This is a genomic window from Achromobacter sp. AONIH1 (assembly GCF_002902905.1).
Lineage (GTDB): Bacteria > Pseudomonadota > Gammaproteobacteria > Burkholderiales > Burkholderiaceae_B > Achromobacter.
On sequence record NZ_CP026124.1, the window covers coordinates 3,545,022 to 3,567,834 of the forward strand.

Annotated in this window: 22 protein-coding genes; 18 read left to right on the forward strand and 4 right to left on the reverse strand. The window is 69.9% G+C overall.

From position 1 onward, the window contains the following. Position 1 precedes the first annotated feature (1 nt). From C2U31_RS16265 to C2U31_RS16285, 5 genes are all read left to right on the forward strand, one after another. Entirely contained in the window at positions 2–1,651 is a 1,650-nt protein-coding gene (locus tag C2U31_RS16265; RefSeq protein WP_233772400.1) for a sugar ABC transporter ATP-binding protein, read from the forward strand. Then, positions 1,648–3,726 carry an ABC transporter permease gene (locus tag C2U31_RS16270; RefSeq protein ID WP_233772401.1) on the forward strand — a complete coding sequence of 693 codons (2,079 nt, stop codon included), beginning with the start codon at positions 1,648–1,650 and terminating at the stop codon, positions 3,724–3,726. Before C2U31_RS16265 ends, C2U31_RS16270 begins: the two co-directional genes overlap by 4 nt. A gap of 68 nt (positions 3,727–3,794) precedes the next feature. After that, on the forward strand, positions 3,795–4,745 hold the full coding sequence (locus C2U31_RS16275; RefSeq protein ID WP_103273705.1) for a 3-hydroxyacyl-CoA dehydrogenase: 951 nt from the start codon (positions 3,795–3,797) through the stop codon (positions 4,743–4,745). A gap of 80 nt (positions 4,746–4,825) precedes the next feature. Continuing rightward, positions 4,826–5,755, forward strand: a complete 930-nt coding sequence (locus C2U31_RS16280) for a 3-keto-5-aminohexanoate cleavage protein (protein WP_103273706.1) — start codon at positions 4,826–4,828, stop codon at positions 5,753–5,755. A 16-nt stretch (positions 5,756–5,771) separates the two neighbouring features. Continuing rightward, the gene (locus tag C2U31_RS16285) at positions 5,772–6,647 is read left to right on the forward strand and encodes an SMP-30/gluconolactonase/LRE family protein (protein WP_103273707.1); all 876 of its coding nucleotides are present in this window, start codon (positions 5,772–5,774) and stop codon (positions 6,645–6,647) included. A 49-nt stretch (positions 6,648–6,696) separates the two neighbouring features. On the opposite strand, the gene bioD is transcribed toward C2U31_RS16285, so the two are convergent. The 3 genes from bioD to C2U31_RS16300 are packed head-to-tail and all read right to left on the reverse strand — an operon-like array spanning position 6,697 to position 9,984. After that, positions 6,697–8,139 carry a dethiobiotin synthase gene (gene bioD, locus C2U31_RS16290; protein ID WP_103273708.1) on the reverse strand — a complete coding sequence of 481 codons (1,443 nt, stop codon included), beginning with the start codon at positions 8,137–8,139 and terminating at the stop codon, positions 6,697–6,699. A 1-nt stretch (position 8,140) separates the two neighbouring features. Then, entirely contained in the window at positions 8,141–8,791 is a 651-nt protein-coding gene (locus tag C2U31_RS16295; RefSeq protein ID WP_103273709.1) for an alpha/beta fold hydrolase, read from the reverse strand. Between the two features lie 2 nt (positions 8,792–8,793). Next, the gene (locus C2U31_RS16300) at positions 8,794–9,984 is read right to left on the reverse strand and encodes an aminotransferase class I/II-fold pyridoxal phosphate-dependent enzyme (RefSeq protein WP_199770832.1); all 1,191 of its coding nucleotides are present in this window, start codon (positions 9,982–9,984) and stop codon (positions 8,794–8,796) included. Positions 9,985–10,137: 153 nt separating this feature from the next. Between C2U31_RS16300 and C2U31_RS16305 the strand changes: the two genes are divergently transcribed. The 10 genes from C2U31_RS16305 to C2U31_RS16350 all read left to right on the forward strand — a co-directional run bounded on the left by C2U31_RS16305 (position 10,138) and on the right by C2U31_RS16350 (position 18,402). Then, positions 10,138–11,406, forward strand: coding sequence for an adenosylmethionine--8-amino-7-oxononanoate transaminase (locus tag C2U31_RS16305; protein WP_103273711.1), 1,269 nt, complete (start codon positions 10,138–10,140; stop codon positions 11,404–11,406). A gap of 122 nt (positions 11,407–11,528) precedes the next feature. Continuing rightward, positions 11,529–12,497: a hypothetical protein gene (locus C2U31_RS16310; protein WP_103273712.1), complete on the forward strand. Its 969-nt coding sequence runs from the start codon at positions 11,529–11,531 to the stop codon at positions 12,495–12,497. After that, positions 12,494–12,655 (forward strand): cbb3-type cytochrome oxidase assembly protein CcoS, encoded by a 162-nt coding sequence (ccoS, locus tag C2U31_RS16315; RefSeq protein ID WP_103273713.1) that lies wholly within the window; start codon positions 12,494–12,496, stop codon positions 12,653–12,655. The genes C2U31_RS16310 and ccoS overlap by 4 nt, the downstream gene beginning before the upstream one ends. A gap of 222 nt (positions 12,656–12,877) precedes the next feature. Then, positions 12,878–14,362 (forward strand): cytochrome-c oxidase, cbb3-type subunit I, encoded by a 1,485-nt coding sequence (gene ccoN / locus C2U31_RS16320; protein ID WP_103273714.1) that lies wholly within the window; start codon positions 12,878–12,880, stop codon positions 14,360–14,362. 10 nt (positions 14,363–14,372) lie between these two features. After that, entirely contained in the window at positions 14,373–15,095 is a 723-nt protein-coding gene (gene ccoO / locus C2U31_RS16325) for a cytochrome-c oxidase, cbb3-type subunit II (RefSeq protein ID WP_103273715.1), read from the forward strand. After that, entirely contained in the window at positions 15,095–15,271 is a 177-nt protein-coding gene (locus tag C2U31_RS16330) for a CcoQ/FixQ family Cbb3-type cytochrome c oxidase assembly chaperone (RefSeq protein ID WP_103276407.1), read from the forward strand. The genes ccoO and C2U31_RS16330 overlap by 1 nt, the downstream gene beginning before the upstream one ends. After that, positions 15,268–16,218 carry a cytochrome-c oxidase, cbb3-type subunit III gene (gene ccoP, locus C2U31_RS16335; RefSeq protein WP_103273716.1) on the forward strand — a complete coding sequence of 317 codons (951 nt, stop codon included), beginning with the start codon at positions 15,268–15,270 and terminating at the stop codon, positions 16,216–16,218. Before C2U31_RS16330 ends, ccoP begins: the two co-directional genes overlap by 4 nt. Positions 16,219–16,387: 169 nt before the next feature. Beyond that, on the forward strand, positions 16,388–17,881 hold the full coding sequence (gene ccoG / locus C2U31_RS16340) for a cytochrome c oxidase accessory protein CcoG (protein WP_103273717.1): 1,494 nt from the start codon (positions 16,388–16,390) through the stop codon (positions 17,879–17,881). A 38-nt stretch (positions 17,882–17,919) separates the two neighbouring features. Further along, a complete protein-coding gene (locus C2U31_RS16345) occupies positions 17,920–18,123 on the forward strand; it encodes a FixH family protein (protein ID WP_103273718.1) in 204 nt (67 codons plus the stop codon). A 42-nt stretch (positions 18,124–18,165) separates the two neighbouring features. Beyond that, positions 18,166–18,402, forward strand: a complete 237-nt coding sequence (locus C2U31_RS16350; protein WP_103273719.1) for a hypothetical protein — start codon at positions 18,166–18,168, stop codon at positions 18,400–18,402. A gap of 59 nt (positions 18,403–18,461) precedes the next feature. Here C2U31_RS16350 and C2U31_RS16355 read toward each other — a convergent pair whose 3' ends face one another. Next, positions 18,462–19,397 (reverse strand): LysR family transcriptional regulator, encoded by a 936-nt coding sequence (locus C2U31_RS16355; RefSeq protein WP_103273720.1) that lies wholly within the window; start codon positions 19,395–19,397, stop codon positions 18,462–18,464. Between the two features lie 135 nt (positions 19,398–19,532). Between C2U31_RS16355 and C2U31_RS16360 the strand changes: the two genes are divergently transcribed. From C2U31_RS16360 to C2U31_RS16370, 3 genes are all read left to right on the forward strand, one after another. After that, positions 19,533–20,507: a tripartite tricarboxylate transporter substrate binding protein gene (locus C2U31_RS16360; protein WP_103273721.1), complete on the forward strand. Its 975-nt coding sequence runs from the start codon at positions 19,533–19,535 to the stop codon at positions 20,505–20,507. Positions 20,508–20,515: 8 nt separating this feature from the next. Then, on the forward strand, positions 20,516–21,577 hold the full coding sequence (locus C2U31_RS16365) for a 4-hydroxythreonine-4-phosphate dehydrogenase PdxA (RefSeq protein ID WP_103276408.1): 1,062 nt from the start codon (positions 20,516–20,518) through the stop codon (positions 21,575–21,577). Positions 21,578–21,639: 62 nt separating this feature from the next. Further along, positions 21,640–22,812, forward strand: a complete 1,173-nt coding sequence (locus C2U31_RS16370) for an L-rhamnonate dehydratase (RefSeq protein ID WP_103273722.1) — start codon at positions 21,640–21,642, stop codon at positions 22,810–22,812. Position 22,813 lies beyond the last annotated feature (1 nt).

The following is a 22,813-nucleotide window of genomic DNA, read 5'->3' on the forward strand; positions in this document are numbered from 1 at the left end:
AGTGAACGGGCCCACCCCCGAAGCGCTGCGCGCTTCCCCCTCGAGGGGGCATGCCTGCGGACCGGCGGAGCTGGATCCGCGGCATCCCGATGGCGTGGCGGCTGCTGGTTGCGCGGACGGTGGCGCCGCGCAGGCGCCGGCGGTGCGCGCGCAGGGCCTGCGCAAGGCCTATGGCGCCACTGTGGCGGTGGACGACGTGTCGTTCGACATCCTGCCCGGCTCCGTGCATGCGCTGCTGGGCGAGAACGGCGCGGGCAAGTCCACCATCGTCAAGCTGCTGTCGGGGTTGGTCGAGCCCAGCGCGGGCCGGCTGTGGGTGCATGGCAGCCCGGCCGCGCTGCGCTCGCCGCGCGCGGCGCACGCGCTGGGCATCCAGACCGCGTTCCAGGAAATGACGCTGGTGCCGGACCTGAGCGTGCTGGACAACATGCTGCTGCCCTATGCGCCGCAAGGACCGCTGGGCATGATCGCGCGCCGCCGCGCGGCGGAGCGCGTGGACGCGCATCTGCGCGGCCTGGCGTTCGAGGTGGACCTGCGGGCCGAGGCCGGCGCGCTGGAGCTGGCGCAGCGCCAGAAGGTCGAGATCGCGCGGGCGCTGTGGCGCCAGCCGCGCATCCTGCTGCTGGACGAGCCCACGTCCACGCTGGCCGGGCGCGACGTGGACTGGCTGGGCGGCATCATCGAGCGTCTCAAGCGCCAGGGCGTGACCGTGGTGTTCATCTCGCATCGCATGCGCGAGGTGCGCGAGTTCTGCGACCGCCTGACCATCCTGCGCAACGGCAAGCACATATCCACCGGCCCGGCCGACGCCTTGAGCGACGACGAGGTGATCGAGCGCATCATCGGCCGCAGCCTGTCGCAGGCGTTTCCGCCGCGCCCGGAACCGCCGACCGAGACGCGGCCGCCGGTGCTGGAGGCGCGCGGGCTGGACGCCGGCCGCGCGCGCGGCGTGGACTTCGTGCTGCGGCGGGGCGAGATCCTGGGCGTGGCCGGCCTGCAGGGCATGGGCCAGCAGGACCTGTTCAACGCCTGCTTCGGCATGACGCCGCCACGGGCGGGCCAGATCCTGGTGGACGGGCGCGAGGTCGCGCTGGGGTCGCCCGCCGACGCGATCCGGCCGAACATCGGCATCGGCATGGTGCCCGAGGATCGCAAGACCGAGGGCCTGTTCCTGAAGCTGGACGGTCGCGCCAACGCCACGCTGCCGGTGGCCGCGCGCTTCGCGCGTTGCGGCGTGCTGAGCGCCCGGGCCGAAGGCGCCGCCGTGGCGCGCGCCTTCGCGCAGGTGCAGGTGGACCGGCGCGCGGCCTGGACGCCGGCCGGCGCGTTCTCGGGCGGCAATCAGCAGAAGATCGCCATCGCCAAATGGCTGGTGGCGCAAAGCCGCATCCTGCTGCTGTTCGATCCCACGCGCGGCATCGACGTGGGGACCAAGCACGAGCTGTACCTGTTGATGCGCCGCTATGTCGAGGCGGGCGGCGCGATCCTGTTCCATTCCACCGAGATCCCCGAAATCGTGCACCTGTGCGACCGCGCGCTGGTGCTGTACGGCGGCCGCGTGCAGACCGAGCTGGCGGGCGAGGCGTTGACCGAGGCGGGCATCATGCGCGCCGCGCTGGGCGGATCCGAGTCCGGCAGGAGCGCCGCATGAATACAGACCTGACCGGGAGCGCGCCCATGCTGCGTCGCGTATCGCAAGACCGCCGCGCCGGCGCGGGCTGGAGCCGGCATCGCGGCCTCGTCACCGCCATCGCCGTGTTCGCGCTGCTGCTGGCCACGGTGGCGGCGCTGGGCAATGGCGGCCTGAGCTATTTCGACCTGTCCTTCCTGGCCAGCGGCGGCGCCACGCTGGCGATCGCCGCCATGGGCGCGACGCTGGTGATCCTGACCGGCGGCTTCGACCTGTCGGCCGGCGCGGTGATCTCGCTGGTCAATGTGGCGCTGGCGCTGGGGCTGGCGGGCGGCGCATCGGCCTCGCCGCTGGCGCTGACGGCGGCAGGCATCGCCATCGGCATGGCGGCGGGCGCGTTCAACGGTTTCTTCGTCGCCGTGCTGCGGCTGCAGCCCATCGTGGTGACGCTGTCCACCATGTTCATCCTGCAGGGCGCGATGCTGCTGATCATGGACAAGCCCGGCGGCGCGGTCGCGCCGGCGCTGGCCGAGTTCTACATGGGCGACGCCGTGCCGGGCCTCGTACCCATGCCGCTGGCGCTGCTGGCGACGCTGGGACTGGCCTGGGCCTGGTTCAAGCGCACCCGCGCCGGGGTGGCCTTGTACGCCGTCGGCAGCGACGCCGAATCGGCGCGGGCCGCAGGACTGCGGGTCGACGCGACGCGCTTCCTGGCCTATGTCATGGCCGGCGGGCTGTACGGGCTGGCCGGCGTGTTCCTCAGCGCGCAGACCGGCTCGGGCGATCCGCTGGTGGGCAATCCGCTGCTGCTGTCGCTGTTCGCGGCCGTGGTGGTGGGCGGCACGCGGCTGGGGGGCGGCCGGGGAGGGCCCATGGGCTCGGTGTTCGGCGCCTACATCCTGATGATCGTCGTCAACATCCTGCTGGTGTTGAACGTGTCTGCCTATTTCTCGACGGTGGCCGAAGGCCTGATCCTGATCGCGGCGGCGTTGGCCGCCGCCGCCAGCCGCGACTCGACGCTGGCGCTCCAGCTGCGCGCGGCGGCGGCGCGCTGGCGCGCATGGCGCGCCGGCATGCTGCCGCGCCAGCTGGGCGGGCCGGACCGGCGGCTGGCGCTGCCGGAGGCCGGAGTCGACCTCTCACCCCGGCCGGGCTTCGCCGTCCGTCACGCCCAGACCCTGCGCTACGCCTTGCCGGCCGTGGTCTGCCTGCTGCTGGTGCTGGTCGTCACCCAATGGACCCTGGGCCGTTCGCTCACGCATTGGGGCTACTGGAACGCGCTGATCGTGCTGTCCAGCTTCCTGGCCATCCTGGCGCTGGGGCAGGGCGCGGTGATCCTGACCGGCGGGCTGGACCTGTCGCTGCCCTGGACCATCGGCCTGTCGGGCATCCTGTTCGCGGGCATGACGCAGGGCATGGACGCGGCCATGCCGGGCGCGCTGGCGGCGGTGTTGCTGGTCGGCGGTCTGATCGGGCTGGTCAACGGCCTGGCCGTGGCGGCGCTGGGGCTGTCGCCCATCGTCGCCACGCTGGCCGTCAACGGCATCCTGCAAGGCTTGGCGCTGCTGTATTCGGGCGGCACGCCGGCGGGCTTCGCGCCGCCGCTGCTGCGCGGCTTCATGACGGGGCAGGTGCTGGGCGTGACGCCGGTGGTGCCGGCGATGGCGCTGTTCGCCGTGCTGGCGGTGCTGCTGCTGTCGCACACGGCCTTCGGCCGGCGCGTGTACGCGGTCGGCAACAGCGTGCGCGCGGCGCGGCTGGCGGGCGTGCCGGTGGGGCGCACGCTGGTCTGCGCCTATGTGCTGTCGGGCCTGTGCGCCGCGCTGGCCGGCATCCTGCTGACGGGTTTTTCCGGCCAGGCCAGCCTGGGCATGGGCGATGACTACCTGCTGCCGTCGATCGCGGCGGTGGTGGTGGGCGGCGGCCTGATCACGGGCGGACGCGGACATTATCTGGGCATGCTGGCGGGCGTGCTGCTGCTGACGGCGTTGCAGACGCTGCTGGCCGGCAGCAACCTGCCTTACGCGACCCGCGCCATCCTGTACGGGCTGGTGGTGCTGGGCGCGGTGATCGCGCTGCGCGAGCGGCGCGCATAGCGGATTCGTAGCGGGCCGCCGTGAGCGGCCCGCCATCAGGCGGCGCGAGCCGCGGGAGAGAGAGCGGCATGGCGAATGTGGCAATCATCGGCGCGGGCCTGATCGGCCGGGCATGGGCCCTGGTGTACGCGCGCGGCGGGCACCGTGTCCGGCTTTGGGACAGCCAGCCCGGGCAGGTCGAGCAGGCGCTGGCCTTCGCGCGCGAGGTGGCGCCGGGGCTGGCGCAGGCGGGCCTGCTGCGCGGGCGCACGGAGGACCAGCTGCTGGCGGCGCTGGAGCCCGCCGAGCGCATGGAGGACGCGCTGCGGGACGCCGACTACGTGCAGGAAAGCACGCCCGAACGCCTGGACAGCAAGCGTCGCGTCTATGCCGAACTGGATCGCCTGGCGCCGGCTGGCGCGATCCTGGCCAGCTCGACCTCGGCCCTGCTGCCCTCGCATTTCACGGCGGACCTGCCTGGCCGCGCGCGTTGCCTGGTGGCGCATCCGATCAATCCGCCGTACCTGGTGCCGGCCGTGGAAATCGTGCCGGCGCCCTGGACCGACGCCGCCTGCGTCGAGCGAGCGCGCAGCCTGTTGGCCGAGGCCGGCCAGCAGCCCATCGTGATGCGGCGCGAGATCGACGGCTTCGTCGTCAACCGGCTGCAGGGCGCGCTGCTGCACGAGGCGTTCCGGCTGGTGGCCGACGGTTATGCCGGCGTCGAGGACGTGGACACCTGCATCCGCGACGGTTTGGCGCTGCGCTGGGCCTTCATGGGCCCGTTCGAGACCATCGACCTGAACGCCCCGGCCGGCGTGCGCGACTACGCCGAACGCTACGAAGGCATGTACGCCGAGATGTTCGAGTCCATGACCCGGCGCGTGCCCTGGAGCGGCGCCACGCTGGACCGCGTCGAGGCGCAGCGCCGCGAGCATCTGCCCGCCGACGGGCTGGCCCAGCGCCAGATCTGGCGCGACCTGCGCCTGATGGAACTGGCCGCGCACAAGGAGCGGCTGCGCCAGGGGCGGGAGCTGCCTTGAACCCCATTCCCCTTTCCGATTGTTGATTCCCCATCGCGCCGGCCGCCGGCCCGCGCATCTTCCAAGCTTGGAGCAGAAGCATGTCCCAGGAAAAAGTCATCATCACCTGCGCCATCACCGGCGCGATCCACACGCCGTCGATGTCGCCGCACCTGCCGATTCAGCCGGAGCACATCGCGCGCGAGGCCATCGCCGCCGCCGAGGCGGGCGCCGCCATCCTGCACCTGCACGCGCGCAACCCCGAGAACGGCAAGCCGGACCAGACGCCGGAAGCCTTCGCGCGCTTCCTGCCGCAGGTCAAGCAGGGCACCAACGCGGTCATCAACATCACCTCCGGCGGCAGCCCCTACATGCGGGTCGAGGAACGCGTCCGGCCCGCCGCGCAGTTCAAGCCCGAGGTCGCCTCGCTGAACATGGGCTCGATCAACTTCGGCCTGTACCACCTGCTGAACAAGTACACCGAGTTCCAGTTCGAGTGGGAACGCGAGCACCTGGAGGCCACGCGCGACCTGATCTTCCGCAACAGCTTCAAGGACATCGAGTACATCCTGTCCACCTGCTACGACAACGGCACGCGCTTTGAATTCGAGTGCTACGACATCGCCCACCTGTACAACCTGGCCCACTTCGCCGACCGGGGCCTGGTCAAGGCGCCGTTCTTCGTGCAGTCGGTGTTCGGCCTGCTGGGCGGCATCGGCACGCACCCCGAGGACGTGATCCACATGCGCCGCACCGCCGACCGCCTGTTCGGCAAGGACTACCGCTGGTCGGTGCTGGGCGCCGGCGCCAGCCAGTTCCGCGTCGCCGCGCAGTCCGCCGCCATGGGCGGCAATGTGCGGGTGGGGCTGGAGGACAGCCTGTGGGCCGGCAAGGGCAGGCTGGCGCAGTCGAACGCCGAACAGGTGCGCTCGGTGCGGCAGATCATCGAGGGCCTGGGCCTGCAGATCGCCACGCCCGAGGATGCCCGCCGCATCCTGCAGCTCAAGGGCGGCGACCAGGTGGCGTTCTGAATCAAAGGAGACAGGCATGCGCATCGAGATTCTGGCCGACGTCAAGACCACGCTGGGCGAGGGCCCCTTGTGGGACGTGGACGAGCAGCGGCTGTACTGGATCGACAGTTTCGACGGCCGGGTATTCCGCTGCACCGCCGACGGCCGCGAGCTGCGCGCCTGGGACGTGCCGCAGAAGATCGGCTCAATGGCGCTGCGCAAGCAGGGCGGGGCGGTGGTGTCGCTGGCGCGCGGCTTTCACTTCCTGGATTTTCGCAGCGGCGAGGTCGAGCTGATCGTCGATCCCGAGCCCGACAAGCCCGCCAACCGGCTGAACGACGGCAAGGTCGACCGGCAGGGGCGTTTCTACGCCGGCAGCATGGACACGCAGGAAGCCGGGCCCAATGGCGCGCTCTACCGGCTGGATCCGGACCTGTCGCTGCATCGGCTGGACACCGGCATCGTGGTGTCGAACGGCCCTTGCTGGAGCCCGGACGGCAGGACCTTCTATTTCGCCGATACCTGGTCGGGCGAGATCTGGGCCTATGACTGCGATCCAGCCAGCGGCGCGATCTCGAACCGCCGCACCTTCACGCGCGTGGACATGAGCGGCGGCGGCGCGGCCGACGGCTCCACGGTGGACGCCGAGGGCTATCTGTGGAACGCCCAGGTCTACGACGGCAAGCTGGTGCGCTATGCGCCCGACGGCAGCGTGGACCGCGTCATCGAGATGCCGGTCAAGAAAGTCACCAGCGTGATGTTCGGCGGCCCGGAGCTGGACGTGCTGTACGTCACGTCCATGGCCAAGCCGCCGCTGCCGCGCTTTCCGCAGGACGGCGTGGCGCGCGGCAGCCTGTTCGCGTTGCACGGGCTGGGCGTGCGCGGCTTGCCCGAGCCGCGCTTCGGCGGTTGAAGCGGCCGGGCGGTTTGGGCCCCCGGCCCGCCTTGGCGCGGCGGCGGGTTCAGCCGCCGGAACCACCCTCGGGGCTGCCTTCCAGCGCCGCCAGGCAGTCGGCCAGCGGCGCGATGCCGCGCGCCAGCTCGGCCACGGCAGCCGCGTCCACCCGCGCCAGCGGCGGGATCTCGGCCAGCACGCGGACTTCGCCAAAACGTTCGATGGCTTCCCTGTTGCCGGGCGACAGCGGGCCGCTCATGACCACGCCCAGCACCGGGATGCCTCGGCGGCGCAGCGCCTCCAGGCTGAGCAGCGTGTGGTTGATGGTGCCCAGGCCGCTGCGCGCGGCCAGCACCACGGGCATGCCCAGCCGCGCGATCAGGTCGATCATCATGTGCCGGTCATCGATCGGCACGTACAGGCCGCCGGCGCCTTCCACGATCAGCGGCGCGTCGGTGTCCGGCGGCACGATGGTGGTGGCGTCCAGCTCGGCGTCTTCCAGCGGCGCGGCCGCCCAGGGCGACAGCGGCGCCTGCAATACGTAGGCCGGCAGGTGCAGGCGCTCGGGCGGCAGCTGCGCCAGCCCGGCCACCGTGTCGGTGTCGCCGGGTTCTTCGGCCACGCCGGTCTGCACCGGCTTCCAGTAATCGGCATTCCAGGCGCGCGCCAGGATGGCCGAGACCAGGGTCTTGCCGATGCCGGTGTCAGTGCCGGTCACGAAGACGCCGGCGCGGCGGGAGTCGGTTTTCTTCCACATGCCATAGGCCAGGTGATAGGTCACGCTGGCTCCTTGTTCGTTGAATGTCGCCAGCACGCGGCGCAGCGCCGCCGCGCCCAGCGGCTGGTGGCCGGGCGCGGCGGCGGTGGCGCCGATGCCTTTCAGGTCTTGCAGGAAATGCAGGCCGTCACGATGCTGTTGTACCAGCCGTTCGGCGCGCACGGCACCGGCCAGATTGCCCATGGCCGGACGGATGGCGCCGGGCGCGGGATAGGCCGGGGTGCCGGCGTCCAGGCCGGCGCGGGCGTGGGCGGCACGCCATTCGGCGAAGGTGTCCTCGGCCAGCGTGGCGATGGCCAGATGGCCGCCCGGCGCCAGCAGCGCGGCCAGCCGGCCCAGCCCCGCGTTCAGGTCGCCGAACCACTGCACCGCCAGGCTGGAGCAGATGAGGTCGTAGCCGCCGGGCAGGGCGTCGGGATGTTCCCCGTCCAGCGCCGCGTAGCGCACGCTGCCTTGCGGCGCGGGACCGAGCCGCGCGGTCTCCAGCATGGCCGGGGATATGTCGGTGAGCGTCCAGTCGGCCGGTCCCAGGCGGCGCGCCAGCTCGCGCGTCAGCAGTCCGGTGCCGCAGCCGATCTCCAGGATGCGCGGGCGCGGCGGCAGGTCCAGCCGGGCGATGTCCTCGGCCAGGCGCCGCGCGGCGGCGCGCTGGGCCGGGGCATGCGCTTCGTAGCGGGCGGCGGCGCGGCCGAAGCGCGCGCCGATGGCGGCGTTGCGTGCGCGGCCGTTCATGTCAGGCTCCGATGCCGGCCAGGCCGAGCGCGAAGTCGCGGATGTGTCCGGCGCACCACTGCGGGTCCGATCGCGGCAGCAAATGGCCGCCGCGCGCATGCCAGCGCAGCGCGACGCCGGGCAGCGCCGCGCCGGTCATGGCCGGCGGCACGACCGGATCCTCGGCGCCGGCCAGCGCCAGCGCCGGCATGGGCAGCGCCGCCAGTCCGGCGCGCCGGTCCTCGTCGCGCAGCGCCAGCAGGCCGCGTTCCAGCGCGGCCATGTCGGGCGCGCCGGATGGCGTGTCGTCGCCGCAGCGCGCGCGGAAATCGCGCAGCACCGCCTGGGGCTGGGCGACGAGCTGCCGCAGCATGCGGTCGAGCAGGCGCGGCGCCACGCCTTCGGGAAAGTCCGGGCCGGCGCCGAAGCGCGCGAAGCCGTTGATGCAGACCAGGCCGGCGCAGCCGGGCGGCGGCTGGCGCAACAGGCGAAGTACGCCCAGTGAATGGCCGATGGCGATCACCGGGCCGGAGACTTCCGGCAGGCGGGGGGCGCCGAAATAGCCGGCGTCGTCGGCCGCCTGGGGCCAGTCGGACAGGGCCGCGCGCAGCGGCGCCCAGAACGACGCGTCATAGGCCCAGCCGTGCGCGAACCAGAGCGTGGCTTGCGACATGGTCAGGCCAGCTCGGCCGTCAGGCCGTCGATCAGGCGGGCGAGATCGTCCTCGCCATGGGCGGCGCTGAGCGCGATCCGCAGCCGGCTGGTGCCGGCGGGCACCGTGGGCGGGCGGATGGCCACGGCCAGCAGGCCGCGCCGCTCCAGCCCGGCGGCCAGGGCCAGCGCGCGGGCTTCGTCGCCGACGATGGCGGGCACGATCTGGGTCGAGGATCCGCCCGTGTCCACGCCCAGCCCCGCCAGCGCGGCGCGCAGCGTTTGCGCGCTGTCGGCCAGCCGCGAGCGTTCAGCGTCCAGTCGCGGCAGCAGGTCCAGCGCCGCGTCCATCGCGCCCAGCACGGCCGGCGGCAGCGCGGTGGTGTAGATGAAGCCCGAGCAGGCGTTGACCAGGTAGTCGCACATGACGCGCGAGCCGGCCACATAGGCGCCGAAGCCACCCAGCGCCTTGCTGAAGGTGCCCATGATCAGGTCCACCCGGCCCGGCGCCAGGCTGGACAGGCCGGCGCCCTGGGCGCCCAGCACGCCGGTGGCGTGCGCCTCGTCCAGGTAGAGGAAGGCGTGGTGGCGTTCGGCGATCTCGCCCAGCCGGGCCACGTCGGTCCGGTCGCCGTCCATGCTGAACACGCTTTCGGTGACGATGAAGCGCACCGCCGGCTTGCCGCCGGGGCCGGGCTCGGCGCGGGCCGCCAGCAGGCTTTCCAGGTGGTCCAGGTCGTTGTGGCGGTAGCGGATCTGCTTCACGCCGGCGGCCTGGCAGCCGTGGTGCAGGCTGGCGTGGTTGAGCTTGTCGGCATAGAGCTGGACCTCGCCCTGGCCGGCGGCGGCGCGCAGCAGCGCGGGCAGCACGGCGGCGTTGGCCTGCCAGCCCGAGGCCAGCAGCAGGGCGGCCTCGGCGCCCTTGAGCCGGGCCAGCTTGGCCTCGACCTGTTCGTGCAGGTCCAGGTTGCCGCAGACCAGTCGCGAGGCCTGGGCGCCGGCGCCGCGCAGCGCGGCCCATTCGCGCGCCCGCTCGACCAGCAGCGGGTGGCGCGCCAGTCCCAGGTAGTCGTTGCTGGAGAAGTTCAGCATGGGCGCGCCGTTCAGGACGATGCGGCCGGCGGGGGCGGCGGCGGCGGTGCGCAGGCGGCGGCGCACGCGGCGCGTCTCGGCGAGCGCGAGCTCGGAGGAGAAAAGGGAATCCAGCTTCGACATCGGCAAATCCGTGGGCGGCCGGGCGCGGCGGGGCGGCCAGGCCGTAGAATGCGGGCCATTGTAGTGGAGGCGCCGCCGTCCGCCCGGCGCCCCGGCAGACGGCCCACCGGGAGTTCCCTGGCCCGGGCCTCCGGTTTTGCAGGAGTTCTATATATGCACACGCCCGACTGGGTGGCCCAGGGCCAGCCCCACATCTGGCTGCCCTATGCCCAGATGAAGACCGCCACGCCGCCGCTGCCCGTGGTGCGCAGCCACGGCAGCCGGCTGGAGCTGGCCGACGGCCGCAGCCTGATAGACGGGGTGGCGTCCTGGTGGACCGCCTGCCACGGTTACAACCATCCCCACATCGCCCAGGCCGTGCGCGCCCAGCTCGACGCCATGCCGCACGTGATGTTCGGCGGCCTGACCCACGAGCCGGCGCTGACGCTGGCGCGGCGGCTGGCGGCGCTGCTGGGGCCGGGTCTGGACCGGGTCTTCTACACGGATTCCGGCTCGGTGGCGGTGGAAGTGGCCATGAAGATGGCGCTGCAATACTGGCTCAACCAGGGCGAGCGCGGGCGCGGCCGCTTCCTGGCGTTCAAGGGCGGCTACCACGGCGACACCTTCGGCACCATGGCGGTCTGCGATCCGGAAGAGGGCATGCACAGCCTGTTCCGGGGCATGCTGACCGAGCACGACATCGTCGCCCTGCCGCGCGACGAGGCCGGCGAGGTCGAGCTGGACGCCTTCCTGGAGCGCCGGGGCCCGCAGCTGGCCGGGATCCTGGTCGAGCCGCTGGTGCAGGGCGCCGGCGGCATGCTGATGCACGATCCCGAGGTGCTGCGCCGCCTGCGCCGGCTGGCCGACCGCCACGGCCTGCTGCTGATCTACGACGAGATCTTCACCGGCTTCGGCCGCACTGGCACGATGTTCGCCTATGAACAGGCCGGCGCGCGTCCCGACATCATCACCCTGTCCAAGGCGTTGACCGGCGGCACGCTGCCGCTGGCCGCCACGGTCGCCAGCAACCGGGTATTCGACGCCTTCTGGTCCGATGACCCGTCGCACGCGCTGATGCATGGTCCCACCTTCATGGGCAACGCGCTGGCCTGCGCCGCCGCGAATGCCTCGCTGGACCTGTTCGAGCGCGAGCCGAGGCTGGATCAGGCGCGGGCGATCTGCGCCGCGCTGGAGCAAGGGCTGGCGCCGTGCCGCGAGCTGCCCTGGGTGCGCGACGTGCGCGTGCTGGGCGCGATCGGCGCGGTGGAGCTGGACGGCATCGCCGACCGCGAAGCGCTCAAGCGGCGGCTGGTCGAAGCCGGCGTCTGGGTGCGGCCGTTCGGCAACGTGGTCTACCTGACCCCGGCGCTGACCATCGCGGCGGACGAGCTGGCCGTCCTGACAGGCGCCGTGTCGGACGTGCTGCGCCGTCAGCGGCCCTGAACCGACGACGCCCGGACCGCCGGCTCGCCAGCCGCCGGTCCCGGACCGGCCGGCGGCAAATCCGGTCCGGCCGCTTGATCCATGTCAAGACGCCGGACCGGGCGGCTGGCTAAGATCGGCGCATGCGAGCCAAATCGATCTTCGCCGTCCCCGCCGGCCTGTCCGACGTCGACCGCCAGCAGCGCCGGCACGCGCTGGTGCGCCTGTCGCTGGCCTGGCTGGCCATGATGCAGGTGATGATGTTTGCCTGGCCCGGCTACCTGCGCCACGACGGCATCCCCACGGATGCCCTGGAGACGCTGGACTGGGCCATCGTGCTGATGAACTGGGCCAGTTTCGCGCTGACCGTGCCCGTGGTGCTGTACTCGGCATGGCCGATCTGGCGCCACGCCGGCGACAACCTGCGCCATGGCCGCGCCGGCATGGACGTGCCGGTGGCGCTGGGCATCGTGGCCGCCTTCATTCCCTCGGTGCACGCGACCTATACCGGACACGGCGAGGTGTATTTCGATTCCGTGACCATGTTCGTGGCCTTCCTGCTGACCGCCCGCTACCTGGAACTGTGCGCGCGCCAATCCTACGGCGGCTCGGCCGGCGGCCTGCGCCATTCCCGCGTCGAAGCGCGCCGCCTGAGCCTGGGCGCCAGCGCCGACCGGCTGGCCTCGCGCTTCGTGATGATCCAGGTGCTCCTGGCGCTGGCCGCCGCCGCGGCCTGGGCCTATATCGATCCGGCCCACAGCATTCCGGTGATGGTGGCGCTGCTGGTCATGAGCTGTCCCTGCGCGATGTCGATGGCCGTGCCCACGGCCATGGCCTCGGCGCACGCCGCGCTGGCGGCGCATCCGTCCATGCCCGACGCGGCCTTGCAGGCGCTGCTGGACGAGGCGGGCCGCAAGGCGCGCCAGAACTTGCATGGCTCGCTTGTATGGCATCTGCTGATGACGCCGCTGGCGCTGGTCGGCTGGGTCACGCCCTGGCTGGCGGCCATCACCATGCTGCTGTCCTCGCTGGCGGTGGCCTGGAACTCCTGGCGGCTGTCGCGCCGCGACTGGTCCGGCGCATTGGCCGCCGGCGCGCCGGAATCCGCATGACCATCCTCTACCTGCTGCTGCCCCTGTCGCTGCTGTTCGTGCTGGCGATCGGCGTGTCGCTGTGGTGGGCCGTGTTCAACGGCCAGTACGACGACACCGACAGCGCCGGCACGGCCATCCTGCGCGACGACGACAGCGGGCCGGGCAGCCGGGGCTAGGCCGCCGCCGCTCGGTGTCCGCGCCGCGATGTCCGCGCCGGGGCCTGAGATTCGCCGCCGCCGATATGTCTGATCCGGTCGGAAGCCGCTGCTTCTGACCCGTTGCCCGCGCGCCGCGTTCCCCATTTCTCGAATAGGGACTTGATCCACATCAACGCGGGTTTACCCCGGCCCCCCAATCATTGAAGCCTGGAACTGTTTGTTTCTTTTAGGGGAAGGGTGATGAACGATTGCGCCGCAATCGCAAGCAAGGCCGACACCTTCAACTACAAGATCGTGAGGCAATTCGCGCTCATGACGGTAGTGTGGGCAATCGTCGGCATGGCTGTGGGCGTACTGCTCGCCGCGCAGCTGATTTGGCCTCAGTTGAACTTCGACACCGCCTGGCTGACCTATGGCCGGCTGCGTCCGCTGCACACCAACGCGGTGATCTTCGCGTTCGGCGGCAGCGCGCTGTTCACCACGTCGTACTACGTGGTCCAGCGCACCTGTCAGACCCGCCTGTTCTGCAGCCCGCTGGCCGCGTTCACCTTCTGGGGATGGCAGATCGTCATCGTCGCCGCCGCGATCACCCTGCCGCTGGGCTACACCAGCAGCAAGGAATACGCGGAACTCGAATGGCCCATCGACATCCTGATCACGCTGGTCTGGGTGGCCTACGCCATCGTGTTCTTCGGCACCATCATCAAGCGCCGCTCCAAGCACATCTACGTGGCCAACTGGTTCTTCGGCTCGTACATCCTGACCATCGCCATCCTGCACATCTTCAACAACCTTGAAGTGCCGGTGTCGATGTGGAAGTCGTACTCCGCCTACGCCGGGGTGCAGGACGCCATGGTGCAGTGGTGGTACGGCCATAACGCCGTGGGCTTCTTCCTGACCACCAGCTTCCTGGGCATGATGTACTACTTCGTGCCCAAGCAGGCCGGCCGTCCGATCTACTCGTACCGCCTGTCCATCGTCCACTTCTGGGCGCTGGCCTTCACGTACATGTGGGCGGGCCCGCACCATCTGCTGTACACCTCGCTGCCGGACTGGACCCAGTCGCTGGGCATGACCTTCTCGCTGATCCTGCTGGCGCCTTCGTGGGGCGGCATGATCAACGGCATCATGACGCTGCAGGGCGCCTGGTACAAGCTGCGCACCGATCCGATCCTGAAGTTCATGGTCACGGCGCTGTCGTTCTACGGCATGTCGACCTTCGAAGGCTCGATGATGTCGATCCGCACGGTCAACGCGTTGTCGCACTACACGGACTGGACCATCGGCCACGTGCACTCCGGCGCGCTGGGCTGGGTCGCCATGATCTCGTTCGGCTCGCTGTACTACCTGATCCCGCGCCTCTATGGCCGCGAGAAGATGCACAGCGTCAAGGCCATCGAACTGCACTTCTGGATCGCGACCATCGGCGTGGTGCTGTACATCGCCGCCATGTGGATCGCCGGCGTGCAGCAGGGCCTGATGTGGCGCGACACCGCCGCCGACGGCACCCTGGTCTACAGCTTCGTCGAGGAACTGAAGACGCGCGTTCCGTACTACCTGATTCGTCTGTTGGGCGGCACCCTGTTCCTGTCGGGCGTGTTCGTGATGGCGTGGAACGTCTGGATGACGGTGCGCGGCGCGACCGCGGTCAACCCCGCCATTCCCCAGGACGATCCGCAAGCCGCGCGCACGCCGGTCACCGCCGCCGCTCCGGCTACCGTTTGACGAGGACATCATGGCCAACAAGCAACACGGCTTCTTTTCCCACCAGACGCTCGAGAAGAACATCGGCTGGATGATCATCGCCAGCATCCTGGTGGTGTCCTTCGCCGGCCTGGTGCAGATCATCCCGCTGTTCTTCCAGCACAGCACCACGCAGGCGGCCGAGGGCGTCGAGCCCTACAGCCCCCTGCGCCTGATGGGCCGCGACATCTACATCCGCGAGGGCTGCGTCGGCTGCCATTCCCAGCAGGTGCGCCTGCTGGCGGCCGAAGTGCAGCGCTACGGTTCGTACTCGCTGGCCTCGGAATCGGTGTTCGACCATCCGTTCCTGTGGGGTTCCAAGCGCACGGGTCCCGACCTGGCGCGCCTGGGCGAGCGCTATTCCGACGAGTGGCACCGCATCCACCTGCGCAACCCGCGCATGGTGGTGCCGGAGTCCAACATGCCGGCCTATCCGTGGCTGGAGAAGACCTCGATCACCGGCCAGAACGTGCAGGACCGCATGCGCGCCCTGCGCCTGGTGGGCGTGCCGTACAGCGACGAGGAAATCGCCGCCGCGCCCAAGGCCATCGAGGGCAAGACGGAAGAGGACGCGCTGGTGGCCTACCTGCAAGGGCTGGGCGTGGGCGTGCGCAAGGCGCAGCAGGCCAAGAAGGCCGCCGCCGCCGAGGAAGCCGCCAAGAAGGCCGTCGACGCCGCCAGGCAGCCGGCCGCCCAGCCGGCCTCGGGAGGCTGATCATGGCCTACATCAGCGCAATCGTCACCGCCATCTCGATGGCAACCTTTTTCGGCATCGTCTGGTGGGCCTGCTCGCGCGGCCGCCAGAGCGCCAACAGCGAATCGGCGATGCTGCCGTTCGCGCTGCCCGATGAATTCGGGCCGGCACAACAAGATGGAGCGAATCGGTCATGAGCGATTTCGTCAATGGCTTCTGGGGGTATTTCATCTCCGTCGTCGCCGTGGGCGGCGTGGTCTGGTGCGTGTGGCTGCTGTACACGCAGCGTCGCTGGCTCAGCACCAAGCCGGCCAACGGCCAGGTCGAGGACACCGGCCATGTCTGGGACGGCGACCTGACCGAGCTGAACAACCCGGTCCCCAGCTGGTGGACCTGGATGTACCTGCTGGCTTGCGTGTTCGCGCTGGGCTACCTGTTCTTCATGCCGGGCCTGGGCGAATACAAGGGCTCGCTGGGCTACAGCAGCGCCGAGGAAGTGGCGCGCAACCAGGCCAAGCTGGCCGAGGCGGTGCGCCCCATCTATGCGCGTTTCGAGACCATGACCGTGCCGCAGATCGCCGCCGACCCCGGCGCGCGTGAGATCGGCCAGCGCCTGTTCCTGAACACCTGCGCACAGTGCCACGGCTCGGACGCCAAGGGCGGCCCCAGCTTCCCCAACCTGGCCGATGGCGACTGGCTGCACGGCGGCTCTCCCGAAGCCATCATGCAGACCATCACCAAGGGCCGCATCGGCGTGATGCCCCCGTGGAAGGGCGTGATCGATCCCAAGACGGCCGGCGATATCGCGCAATACGTGCGCTCGCTGTCGGGCCTGACCGCCGATCCGGTGCGCGTGTTCCGCGGCAAGCGCGAGTTCGCCAACTACTGCGTGGCCTGTCACGGTGTCGACGGCAAGGGCAATCAGTCGCTGGGCGCGCCGAACCTGACGGACGAAGTCTGGCTCTATGGCAGCTCGGAAGCGACCATCGTGCAGACCATCCTGGAAGGACGCCAGAACCGCATGCCCGCGCATGAGGACGTGCTGACGCCCGACCAGATCAAGATCCTGACGGCCTGGGTGTGGGGCCTGTCCAACAAGCCGGACGCCAAGCCGCAGGCGGCCGAGAAGACGGCGGCCCGCTGATCGCGGACCTGTATGTGGCATAGAGCCTGAGAGAAACGGCGTTTCTCTCAGGCGACGTGGACTTGATGAGTACGGAGCAGCAAATGAAGATGACCCCCCACGCCGCGCGCGCGTTGTGCGCTTGCTGCCCCCCCGAGGGGGGCGCGTTTCATCTTGGGGCGGCCCTGCGATGAAAAACGATGGGTCAACCGCAACCGTCAGCACGCCGCCCGGCGGCGATCCGCCGCCCTGGCGGCCGCATGTGCGGCCGCCGCGTCCCGGCCAGGAAACGCTGGAACAGGCCCTGGCCGGCGTGCGCAGCAAGATCTACCCGCGATCCGTCAGCGGCCTGTTCGCGCGCTGGCGCATCGCCTTCGTCTTTCTGACCCAGCTCATCTTCTACGGCCTGCCCTGGCTGCAATGGAATGGCCGCCAGGCCGTGCTGTTCGACCTGGGCGCGCGCAAGTTCTACCTGTTCGGCCTGGTGCTGTGGCCGCAGGACGTGGTCTACCTGGCGGTGCTGCTGGTGATCTCGGCGCTGGCGCTGTTCCTGTTCACCGCCGTGGCCGGCCGGCTGTTCTGCGGCTACGCCTGTCCGCAGACCGTCTACACCGAGATCTTCATGTGGATCGAGCGCAAGGTCGAAGGCGACCGCGTGGCCCGCATCCGCCTGGACGAGTCGCCCTGGTCCTGGCACAAGGCGCGGTTGAAGATCACCAAGCATTTCCTGTGGATCGCGCTGGCCTGGTGGACCGGCTCGACCTTCATCGGCTACTTCGCGCCCATCCGCGAACTGGGACATGAACTGTTCACCTTGCAGCTTGGTCCCTGGCAGTGGTTCTGGATGGTGTTCTACGGATTCGCCACCTGGGGCAACGCCGGCTTCATGCGCGAGTCGGTCTGCAAGTACATGTGTCCCTACGCCCGTTTCCAGAGCGTGATGGTCGATCCGGACACCTTCGTGGTCACCTATGACAAGCGTCGCGGCGATCCGAGAGGCGGTCGCTCGCGCAAGGTCGACCACAAGGCCGCCGGCCTGGGCGACTGCGTCGATTGCAGCCTGTGCGTGCAGGTCTGTCCGACCGGCATCGACATCCGCGAAGGGCTGCAATACATGTGCATCGGCTGCGGCGCCTGTATCGACGCCTGCGAGCAGGTGATGGACAAGATGCAGTACGAGCCGGGCCTGATCCGCTATACGTCCGAGCGCGCCATGCTGGACGGCCTGTCGACCAAGAGCGCCCGCTCGCACCTGCTGCGTCCGCGCGTGCTGGTCTACGGCACGCTGATCCTGATCCTGGTCATCGCCTTCATCGCCTCGCTGGCCATGCGCAATCCCCTGCGCGTGGACGTGATCCGCGATCGTGGCGTGCTGGGCCGCGAAGTGGCCGGCGGACTGATCGAGAACGTGTACCGCCTGCAGATCATCAATACGTCGGACTCGCCGCTGCGCCTGCGTCTGTCGGCCGAGGGCCTGCCCGGACTGGCGGTGCTGGCCGGCCAGGAAGCGTCGGACGTGGTGGAGGTCGAGGCCGCCGCCAACAAGCTGGTGCCGATGGTGATCCGCGTACCCGCGGGCGGCAAGCCCGGCGCGCATCCGATCACCTTGCACGCCCGCGCCCAGGACGGCGAGAATCGCGGCATCGAGACCGACGAACCCGCCAGCTTCTACATTCCCAACTGAGCGCGGCATGGACCCGCGCAAGGATCAAAGGACACGCTATGACTACCGCCACGATCGCCAAGCCCTGGTACCGTGAATTCTGGCCCTGGTTCCTGATGGCCGGCCCGTTCCTGGCGATGCTGGGCTGCTTCATCACCATGTATTTCGCCTTCACCCAGTTCAGCAACCAGCCCATCCAGGAAGAAGGGCTGGTCAAGCGCGGGCTGGTCATCGAGCACCAGGGAGCGGGGGCGGCGCGTTAGGCGGCCGTCCGGTCCAACCCGTAAGACAAAGGAGGGGCACGCATGGGCCTGAGATCGTTGATGTGGATCCTGTGGCCGTCGTTCCTGGCGGCGGCAGCCTGTAGCGCGCTGATCTTCGCGCTGATCGACCCGCTGGACGTGGCCATATTCGGGCACGTGCCCACCGGGCGCACCGGCTTCTACACCGTGTCCTTCTTCGTGCTGTGGGTGATGGCCGGGCTGTCCAGCGCGCTCACGGCCTATCTGATGCCCAAGCCCAGGGAAGACGACGAGCTGTAATGGCGGCGGGGCGGGCGGCCCAGGCTCCATTTCCGGTCTGAACACGCTCCAGGGCCGGCCTAGGCCGCCGCGCCCGCCTCGTGCAGCAGCTCGACGAAATGACGCGCCGGCGCGCTCAGCGGCCGGTCGCGCGGTACGATGCTGCCGAACGCCGTCAGCGCGTGCCGGATCTGGTACGGCAGGATGGCCAGCAGGCCGTGGGCCGCGTAGCGGCTGGCCACGGACTCCGGAATCACGCCCAGCATGGTCGACTTCATCGCCAGGTTGGTGGTCGTCAGGATGGAGGCCGACTCGATCAGGCCCGGCGGCGTGGCCGCGTCATGGGAGCGGAATTCCTGCTCGATCACGTCACGCATCGGGCTGCCCTGCGGCTGCAGGATCCACGGATACTCCCGCAAGGCCTCGAAACTGACGCGCGCGCGTCCGGCCAGGGGGTGGTCGACGGCCGCGATCACCGACAGCGCCTCGTCGCCGATGGGGCGGAACACATAGTCGCGCGGCGGCAGCGTCAGCATGCGGCCGATCACCACATCCAGCCGGCCCTCGTTCAGCCGTCCGATCAGCAGGTCGCTGGTGCCCGTCGAAATCTCCACCGCCAGCAGCGGATAGGTCTGCTTGAGCCGCAGCAGTGCGTCGGTCAGCGGCCCGGGCGAGGCGGCCATGATGCTGCCGATGAACAGCTTGCCCGCGCTGCCGAGCCGCAGCTCTTCCAGCTCGCGCGCCAGCGAGGACACCGTGCCGCGCATGCCGCGGAAATAACCCATCACGCAATCGCCCGCCGCCGTCAGCGCCAGGCCGCGGCCTACCCGCTCGAACAGCGGCTGGCCGATGGCCTGCTCCAGCTCGTGCAGCATCTTGCTGGCGGCCGACTGGGTCATGTTCAGCGCCGCCGCCGCCGCGCGCAGCGTGCCGCGTTCCTCGATGGCCAGCAGCAGCACGATCTGCCGCATGCGCAGGCGCGCCAGCAGGGCGGGGGCATTCAGGGCTCGTTCCATGATTGATCGCCTGGAGTGAACGGTTGGTGCCAAAGTTTCATTTTACGGAAACGAATCGGCTCCCTAAGATGGCTGCATCAAAACAAGCCGCCGGGCACGAACCCGGAATGGCGCAAAGCCCCCAAGGAGACAAGCATGAAGACCCGTTTGCTGGCCGCGATCGCGGCGGGCGCCCTGTGCCTGGCGGCATCGGGCCCATCCCTGGCGCAGGACGCCAACTGGCCCGTCAAGCCGCTGCGGCTGCTGGTGGGATCGGCCCCCGGCGGCGGCACCGACGCCATGGCGCGCGCGGTGGCCGACAAGCTGGGTCCGAGGCTGGGCCAGACCGTGGTGGTGGAGAACAAGCCGGGCGCCTCGAACACGCTGGCCGCCGACCTCGCGGCCAAATCCGGAGACGCGCACACCATGGTGATGGGCGTGTCCACCGCCCATGCCATCGCCCCGCACCTGCTCAAGCTGGGCTATGACAACGACCGCGACCTGACGCCGGTGGTGTTCGTGGGCGCGGTGCCCAACATCCTGGTCGTCAACAACCAGGTGCCGGCGCGCACGGTGCAGGAACTGATCGCGCTGCTCAAGGGCAAGCCGGGCGAGTACAACTTCGCCAGCAGCGGCGCCGGCAGCACCCAGCACATCGCGGCCGAGCTGTTCAAGGACGCCACCGGCGTGCAGATCACGCACATTCCCTATCGCGGCAGCGGCCCGGCCATGGTCGACCTGATGGGCGGCCAGGTGCAGATCGCCTTCGAGACCGCGTCCTCGGTGATTCCGCACATCAAGAGCGGCAAGGTGCGGGCGCTGGCGGTCTTGAGCGCCGCCCGCAATCCGCAGCTGCCCGACGTGCCCACCATGGCCGAGGCCGGCGTGCCCGGCGTGGAGATGAGCGCCTGGTATGGCATCTACATGCCCAGCGGCACGCCCGCCGCGATCCAGCGCCGCGTGCACGACGAGGTCAACGCCATCCTGGCGCTGTCCGACACCCGCGCGCGCCTGCAGGCCATCGGCGCCGACGTCAGCCCGATGAGCCAGGAACAGTTCGCCCGCTTCCATCAGGCCGAGAACCAGCGCTACGCCGCGATCATCAAGAAGAACCACATTTCCGTCGAGTGAAGACCATCATGCATCCGCAGCATCGAACCGCCGGCCAGCCGGCGCAGGACCTGCCCGTCGTCGCCCTGACGCTGGGCGACCCGGCTGGCATCGGCCCGGAACTGATCGCCCGCCTGCTGGCGCGGCCGCAGGCCGCGCAGCTGGCCAACATCGTGTTGGCCGGCGACCCCTGGCTGTGGGAAGCGGGACAGCGGATCGCCGGCGTGCGCGTGGCGCTCGATCCGGTGGACAGCTTCGCCGCCGTGCGCGGCCGGCCCGCCACCGGCCGCGCCGCCTGGCTGGCGATGGACACGGTGCGGCCCGGCGACGTCAGCCCGGGCCAGGCCGGCGCGGCCGGCGGCGCATCGGTGCTGCGCGCGCTGGACGCCTGCATGGACGCGGCGCTGGCCGGCCACGTCGACGCCATCTGCTTCGCGCCGCTGAACAAGCACGCCATGAAGCTGGGCGGCCTGCGCCACGACGATGAACTGCATCATTTCGCCCAATACCTGGGCGTGACCGGTTACTTCTGCGAGTTCAACACGCTCGGCGATCTGTGGACCTCGCGCGTGTCCTCGCACATCCCGCTGAAGGACGCGGCCGCCGCGCTGAGCGTGGCCGGCATCAAGGACGCCGCCCGGCTGATCCACCGCGCCTTGCAGGCCAGCGGCGTGCCCGAGCCGCGCGTGGCCGTGGCCGCCTTCAACCCGCATGGCGGCGACGGCGGCACCTGCGGCCGCGAGGAAGTCGACATCATCGCGCCGGCGGTGCGCGAACTGAACCAGGAAGGCTTGCCGGTGCAGGGGCCGTTTCCGGCCGACACCATCTTCCTGAAGGCCCAGGCCGGCGAGTTCCAGGCCATCGTCACCATGTATCACGACCAGGGCCAGATCGCGATCAAGCTGCTGGGCTTCTCGCGCGGCGTGACGGTGCAGGGCGGGCTGCCCATTCCCATCACCACGCCCGCGCATGGCACCGCCTACGACATCGCCGGCCAGGGCAGGGCGAGCGACGCGGCCACATGGCAGGCCTTCAACGTGGCCTGCCGCATGGGTCGTTCGCACCGCGCGGCGCGCGCCGCCCGGGCCTGAACCGGTATCCAGACATTCCGGCGCGGTCCGCGCGCCGTTCCCCACGCCTCAGGAATCCCCTCATGAAAATCAAATCCGTGCGCGCCCGCGTCTACGAATGGACCGGCAAGACCGTGCCGCCGCAAGGCAATTTCTGCTCCAACGCCATGGACCTGCTGTATTCGCCGCAGGAAACCATGAGCACCTTCCGCTTCCACGGCTGGACCGTGGTCGAGATCGAGACCGACGACGGCATCGTGGGCCTCGGCAACGTGGCGCTGGCGCCGCGCATCGCCAAGGCTATCGTCGACCAGTACCTGGCGCCGCTGGTCATCGGCCACGATCCCTGGGACTACGAATACCTGTGGCAGCGCATGTACCGCGCCACCCACGCCTGGGGCCGCAAGGGCGTGGCCATGGCGGCGATCTCGGCGGTGGATCTGGCCATCTGGGACATCCTGGGCAAGTCCGTGGGCAAGCCGGTGTTCAAGCTGCTGGGCGGGCGCACCAAGGAGAAGATTCCCTGCTACTACTCCAAGCTCTATCGCGGCGATCTCGACGCCATGCAGCGCGAGGCGCAGACCTATCTGGACCAGGGCTTTCGCGCCTTCAAGATGCGCTTCGGCTACGGTCCGGCGCATCTGCAGCACGGCGTGGCCGAGAACCTGAAATCGGTCGAGGCCGTGCGCGAGGTGATCGGCTACGACACCGACCTGATGCTGGAGTGCTACATGGGCTGGAACCTGGAATACGCCAAGCGCATGCTGCCCAAGCTGGAGAAGTTCGAGCCGCGCTGGCTGGAGGAGCCGGTGATCGCGGACGATATCGACGGCTATGCCGAGCTGAACCGCATGGGCTCGATTCCCATCTCGGGCGGCGAGCACGAATTCTCGCTCTATGGTTTCAAACAGCTGCTGGACCGCAAGGCCATCTCGGTGGCGCAGTACGACACCAACCGCGTCGGCGGCATCACCGCCGCGCACAAGATCAATGCGTTGTGCGAGGCCCATAGCGTGCCGGTGATTCCGCACGCCGGCCAGATGCACAACTATCACCTGACCATGAGCACGCTGGCCTCGCCCATGAGCGAGTATTTCCCCATGTTCGACGTGGAGGTCGGCAACGAGCTGTTCTATTACATCTTTGACGGCGAGCCCACGGCCAGCAACGGCTTCATCGACCTGGACGACGCCAGGCCCGGCCTGGGGCTGACGCTCAAGACCGAGTTCCTGGACCAGTTCCGCATCACCGAGTGAG

Bases quoted from the DNA above. Each gene is read 5' to 3' on its own strand.
- C2U31_RS16300 (WP_199770832.1), bottom strand. From the start codon at position 9,984: ATGTCGAAGCTGGATTCCCTTTTCTCCTCCGAGCTCGCGCTCGCCGAG.
- bioD (WP_103273708.1), bottom strand. From the start codon at position 8,139: ATGAACGGCCGCGCACGCAACGCCGCCATCGGCGCGCGCTTCGGCCGC.
- ccoP (WP_103273716.1), top strand. From the start codon at position 15,268: ATGAGCGATTTCGTCAATGGCTTCTGGGGGTATTTCATCTCCGTCGTC.
- C2U31_RS16350 (WP_103273719.1), top strand. From the start codon at position 18,166: ATGGGCCTGAGATCGTTGATGTGGATCCTGTGGCCGTCGTTCCTGGCG.
- ccoG (WP_103273717.1), top strand. From the start codon at position 16,388: ATGAAAAACGATGGGTCAACCGCAACCGTCAGCACGCCGCCCGGCGGC.
- C2U31_RS16310 (WP_103273712.1), top strand. From the start codon at position 11,529: ATGCGAGCCAAATCGATCTTCGCCGTCCCCGCCGGCCTGTCCGACGTC.
- C2U31_RS16295 (WP_103273709.1), bottom strand. From the start codon at position 8,791: ATGTCGCAAGCCACGCTCTGGTTCGCGCACGGCTGGGCCTATGACGCG.
- C2U31_RS16270 (WP_233772401.1), top strand. From the start codon at position 1,648: ATGAATACAGACCTGACCGGGAGCGCGCCCATGCTGCGTCGCGTATCG.
- C2U31_RS16345 (WP_103273718.1), top strand. From the start codon at position 17,920: ATGACTACCGCCACGATCGCCAAGCCCTGGTACCGTGAATTCTGGCCC.
- C2U31_RS16285 (WP_103273707.1), top strand. From the start codon at position 5,772: ATGCGCATCGAGATTCTGGCCGACGTCAAGACCACGCTGGGCGAGGGC.
- C2U31_RS16360 (WP_103273721.1), top strand. From the start codon at position 19,533: ATGAAGACCCGTTTGCTGGCCGCGATCGCGGCGGGCGCCCTGTGCCTG.
- C2U31_RS16280 (WP_103273706.1), top strand. From the start codon at position 4,826: ATGTCCCAGGAAAAAGTCATCATCACCTGCGCCATCACCGGCGCGATC.
- ccoO (WP_103273715.1), top strand. From the start codon at position 14,373: ATGGCCAACAAGCAACACGGCTTCTTTTCCCACCAGACGCTCGAGAAG.
- ccoS (WP_103273713.1), top strand. From the start codon at position 12,494: ATGACCATCCTCTACCTGCTGCTGCCCCTGTCGCTGCTGTTCGTGCTG.
- ccoN (WP_103273714.1), top strand. From the start codon at position 12,878: ATGAACGATTGCGCCGCAATCGCAAGCAAGGCCGACACCTTCAACTAC.
- C2U31_RS16305 (WP_103273711.1), top strand. From the start codon at position 10,138: ATGCACACGCCCGACTGGGTGGCCCAGGGCCAGCCCCACATCTGGCTG.
- C2U31_RS16370 (WP_103273722.1), top strand. From the start codon at position 21,640: ATGAAAATCAAATCCGTGCGCGCCCGCGTCTACGAATGGACCGGCAAG.
- C2U31_RS16365 (WP_103276408.1), top strand. From the start codon at position 20,516: ATGCATCCGCAGCATCGAACCGCCGGCCAGCCGGCGCAGGACCTGCCC.
- C2U31_RS16275 (WP_103273705.1), top strand. From the start codon at position 3,795: ATGGCGAATGTGGCAATCATCGGCGCGGGCCTGATCGGCCGGGCATGG.
- C2U31_RS16355 (WP_103273720.1), bottom strand. From the start codon at position 19,397: ATGGAACGAGCCCTGAATGCCCCCGCCCTGCTGGCGCGCCTGCGCATG.